Genomic DNA, 3,885 nt, shown 5'->3' on the forward strand with positions numbered 1-3,885 from the left:
GGTGGGGCCGGAGTCGGGTGTGGCGTTGGCGCTGCCGCGTTCGGTGGAGTCGGTGGTGGGGTTGCTGGCGGTGCTGAAGGCCGGCGGGGTGTACCTGCCGCTGGACGCCGAGTACCCCGCCGACCGCACCGCCCATACGCTCGCCGACGCGCAGCCCGTCCTCGCCGTGACCGACGATCGCTGGCCGCACCCGGAGTTGCTGGCCGGGCTGACCGTGGTGGAGGCCGGTGACGTGGCCGGTCCGGAGTCGGACCCGGTCGCGCGGGCTTCGGCCGGGGACGCGGCGTATGTGATTCACACGTCGGGTTCGACGGGTCGTCCGAAGGGTGTGGTGGTGTCCCACGGGAGCCTGGCTGGGCTGCTGGCGGCGCATCGCACCGGTGTGATGGCGGGTCGGGTGCGGTCGCGGGTGGCGTTGACGGCGTCGCTGTGCTTCGACGCTTCCTGGGACGGCCTGTTGTGGCTGGTGGCCGGGCATGAGCTGCACCTGATCGGTGATGAGGTGCGCCGGGACGCGGCAGCGCTGGTGCGCCATGTCCGCGAGCGCGGTATCGGGGTGCTGGAGGTGACGCCGTCCTTCGCCGAGCAGCTGGTGGAGGAGGGACTGCTCACCGGCTGCCCGCCGGAGCTGTTGCTGCTCGGTGGTGAGGCGGTGGGCCAGGCCCTGTGGACCATCCTGCGGGAGGCGCCGGCGACGGAGGCGTACAACCTGTACGGCCCGACGGAGGCGACGGTGGACACGCTCGTTCACCCGCTGGCCGCGACGGAGCAGCCGGTGCTGGGCCGTACGGTCGCCGGGACGCAGGCCTATGTGCTGGACGAGTGGTTGAACCCGGTGCCGGCCGGGGTGCCCGGTGAGCTGTACCTGGCAGGGGCGGGTCTGGCCCGGGGGTACCTGAACCGGCCGGGGCTGACCGCTGAGCGGTTCGTGGCCTGCCCGTTCGAGCCCGGGGAGAGGATGTACCGCACGGGCGACCTGGTGCGCCGCTCCCGCGAGGGTGAGCTGGAGTACCTGGGCCGTACCGACCAGCAGGTCAAGATCCGGGGCTTCCGGATCGAACTCGGCGAGATCGAACAGGTCCTGAGGCGGCACCCCCGGGTGTCGGGGGCCGTCGTCCGCCCGGTCGAGGACCGGGCAGCGGGCACTCGTCTGGTCGCCTACGTGGTGGCCGACGGCCGGCTGGACCAGGCAGGTCTGCGGGCCTTCGCGGGCGGGTTCCTGCCCGGCTACATGGTGCCGGCCGCCGTCGTCCCGCTCGACGCGCTGCCGCTCACCGGCAGCGGCAAGCTCGACCACCGGGCCCTGCCCGCCCCGGACTTCGCCGAACTCGCCGGGGGCCGCGCGCCGCGCACCGAACAGGAACGGGTCCTCTGCGGGCTGTTCGCCGAGGTCCTGGGGATCGCCGGGGTCGGCATCGACGACGACTTCTTCGCGCTCGGCGGTCACTCCCTGCTCGCGATGAAGCTGCTCGCCCGGATCCGCACCGCCCTCGGCGCCGACCTCGGGATGCGCGCGCTGTTCGAGGCCCCGACCGTCGCCGGACTGGCCGGTCGGCTCGGTGCCGGGCCGGCCGCCGACGCCCTGGACGTGCTGCTGCCGCTGCGCACCGGTGGCGGCCTGGCCCCGCTGTTCTGCGTCCACCCGGCCGCCGGCATCAGCTGGGTCTACTCCGGCCTGCTGCCGCACCTTGGCGCCGACCGGCCGGTCTACGGTCTGCAGGCCCGCGGCCTGCGCGGGGATGCACCGGCGAGCGTCGCCGAGATCGCCGAGGACTACGTGCGGCAGATCCGGGCGGTGTGGCCGTCCGGCCCGTACCACCTGCTCGGCTGGTCCTTCGGGGCGGTCGTCGCGCAGGAGATGGCCGTCCGGCTCCAGGCCGAGGGCGCACCGGTCGGTGTGCTCGCCCTGCTCGACGGCGCACCGGTCACCGGCCACGGTCCGGCGGCCGTCGACGGGCCGGAGGAGGACGAACCCGTCGACACCCTGGCCGAGTTGCTGCTGTCACTGGGCTACGACCCGGAGGCCGGGCGCGGCCAGGCCGAGCTGGCCGCCGTCCTGGGGGAGGCCGCCGCCGAGCTGCCCGGCATGTTCGAGCGGCACCGCAAACTCATGGCCGAGCACGTGCCCGGCCGCTACCGGGGCGACGCCGTCTTCTTCGGCGCGACCCTCGACAAGCCCGCCGACTGGCCCTACGAACGGTCCTGGCGGCCGTACCTGGACGGCCGGATCGAGCCCCACCGCCTCGCCTGCGCGCACGGCGAGCTGACCCGTCCGGAACCCCTCGCACGGATCGCCTCCGTGCTCGCCGAGAAGCTTGGAGAGTGACCCGCGATGTCCGTCACCACCCCCGCCATGGCTCCGCCGGAGCCGTCCCGCAGTCGCTGGGGGCTGTGGGCCCAGGCCGACTTCCGTCGGCTCTGGATCGGTGAGACCACCAGCGGTCTCGGTACGGCGGTCGGCAACGTGGCGCTGGCCCTGGTGGCCGTCGTCACCCTGCACGCCAGCCCGCTCGCGGTCGGCCTGCTGACCGCCTCGGCCTGGCTGCCCTGGCTCTTCCTCGGGCTGCCGGCCGGTGCCTGGGTGGACCGCTGGCCCAAGCTGCGGGTGATGCTGGTCTGCGACCTGCTGCTGCTCGTCCTGTTCGTCAGCGTGCCGGTGGCCGGCTGGCTCGGTGTGCTGACCATGGCCCAACTGGTGCTGGTGGCCCTGCTGACCGGCGGGGTGAAGGTGTTCTTCTCCACCGCGTACGGGGCGGTGCTCCCGTCGCTGGTGGCCAAGGAGGACGTGCTGGAGGCGAACGTCAAGCTGCGTTCCGGGGAGTCGGCGGTGGAGATCGCCGGTCCCGGTGCGGCCGGCCTGCTGTCGCAGGTCTTCGGCGCGACCAGCGGCCTGCTCGCCGACGCGGTGAGCTACCTCGTCTCGGCGGTCTGCGTGGCCCGGATCACCGTGGTGGAGCAGCCTCCGCCGCCGTCGCAGCGGCGGGGCATCCTGAAGGAGATCGGCGAGGGCGTGGGCTTCCTGGCCCGCGACCCGTACCTGCGGACGCTGGCCTGCTTCGGGGCGGTCGGCAACCTCGGGCTGAACGGCATCCAGGCCGTCCAGACGGTCTTCCTGGTGCGCAGCGTCGGCATCGGATCCGGCGAGGTGGGCCTGGTGTTCGCGGTGGTGAGCATCGGCGGGCTGGCCGGCGCGGCGGTGGCCGGGCGGCTGGCCCGGCGGCTGGGCAGCGCCCGCGGGCTGCTGCTGTGCGAGCTGGTGGTCGCGCCCTTCATCTTCCTGCTGCCGATGGCCGGCGACCAACTGCCGCTCGCGGTCAGCGCGCTCGCGTGGTCGGTGGCCGTCTGCGGCGTCGTGGCCGGGAACGTGCTGGCCGGCAGTTTCTACCAGTCCTACTGCCCGCCCGCGATGATCGGGCGGATCAGGGCCAGCGCCTCGACCGTCAACTACAGCGCGATCCCCCTCGGCGCCCTGCTCGGTGGCTGGCTCGGCGAGGTGCTGGGCCCGCGCACCACGATCTGGATCATGGCGGGCGTGCTGCTGTCCGCAGGCGCCGTGCTGCTGGCGAGCCCGCTGCGCGGAATGCGCGACTTCCCGGCGCGCCCCGAGCACGGCGACCACCGTGCCGACGACGCGCGGCCCGAGCCCGCCGTCTGACCTCGCTGTCTGACCCGCCGTCCGACCCCGCCGTCTGAGCCCGCACACCCCGCCCCGACCGCCCGATCCCTCACCCCGGAGCCCCCCGATGACCCGCACCGCCCGCCCGCGCCACTACCTGATGTGCCGTCCGACCCACTTCGAGGTCACCTACGCGATCAACCCGTGGATGGACCCGGCGAAGCCGGTCGACACCGGGCTCGCCGTGGCGCAGTGGGAGCGGCTGTACG

The 3,885-nt window shown here is 74.0% G+C and carries 2 protein-coding genes and 1 pseudogene; all 3 read left to right on the top strand.

Annotation, left to right across the window (positions count from 1 at the left end; all coding sequences use genetic code 11):
* A partial coding sequence (locus tag ACFV61_RS13025; RefSeq protein WP_380491621.1) for an amino acid adenylation domain-containing protein occupies positions 1–2,326 on the top strand: 2,326 nt, incomplete at its 5' end.
* Between the two features lie 6 nt (positions 2,327–2,332).
* On the top strand, positions 2,333–3,655 hold the full coding sequence (locus ACFV61_RS13030; protein WP_380345948.1) for an MFS transporter: 1,323 nt from the start codon (positions 2,333–2,335) through the stop codon (positions 3,653–3,655).
* An 88-nt stretch (positions 3,656–3,743) separates the two neighbouring features.
* A pseudogene (locus ACFV61_RS13035) lies at positions 3,744–3,885 on the top strand (amidinotransferase); the annotation flags it as partial.

This window comes from Kitasatospora sp. NPDC059817 (genome assembly GCF_042731835.1).
Lineage (GTDB): Bacteria > Actinomycetota > Actinomycetes > Streptomycetales > Streptomycetaceae > Kitasatospora.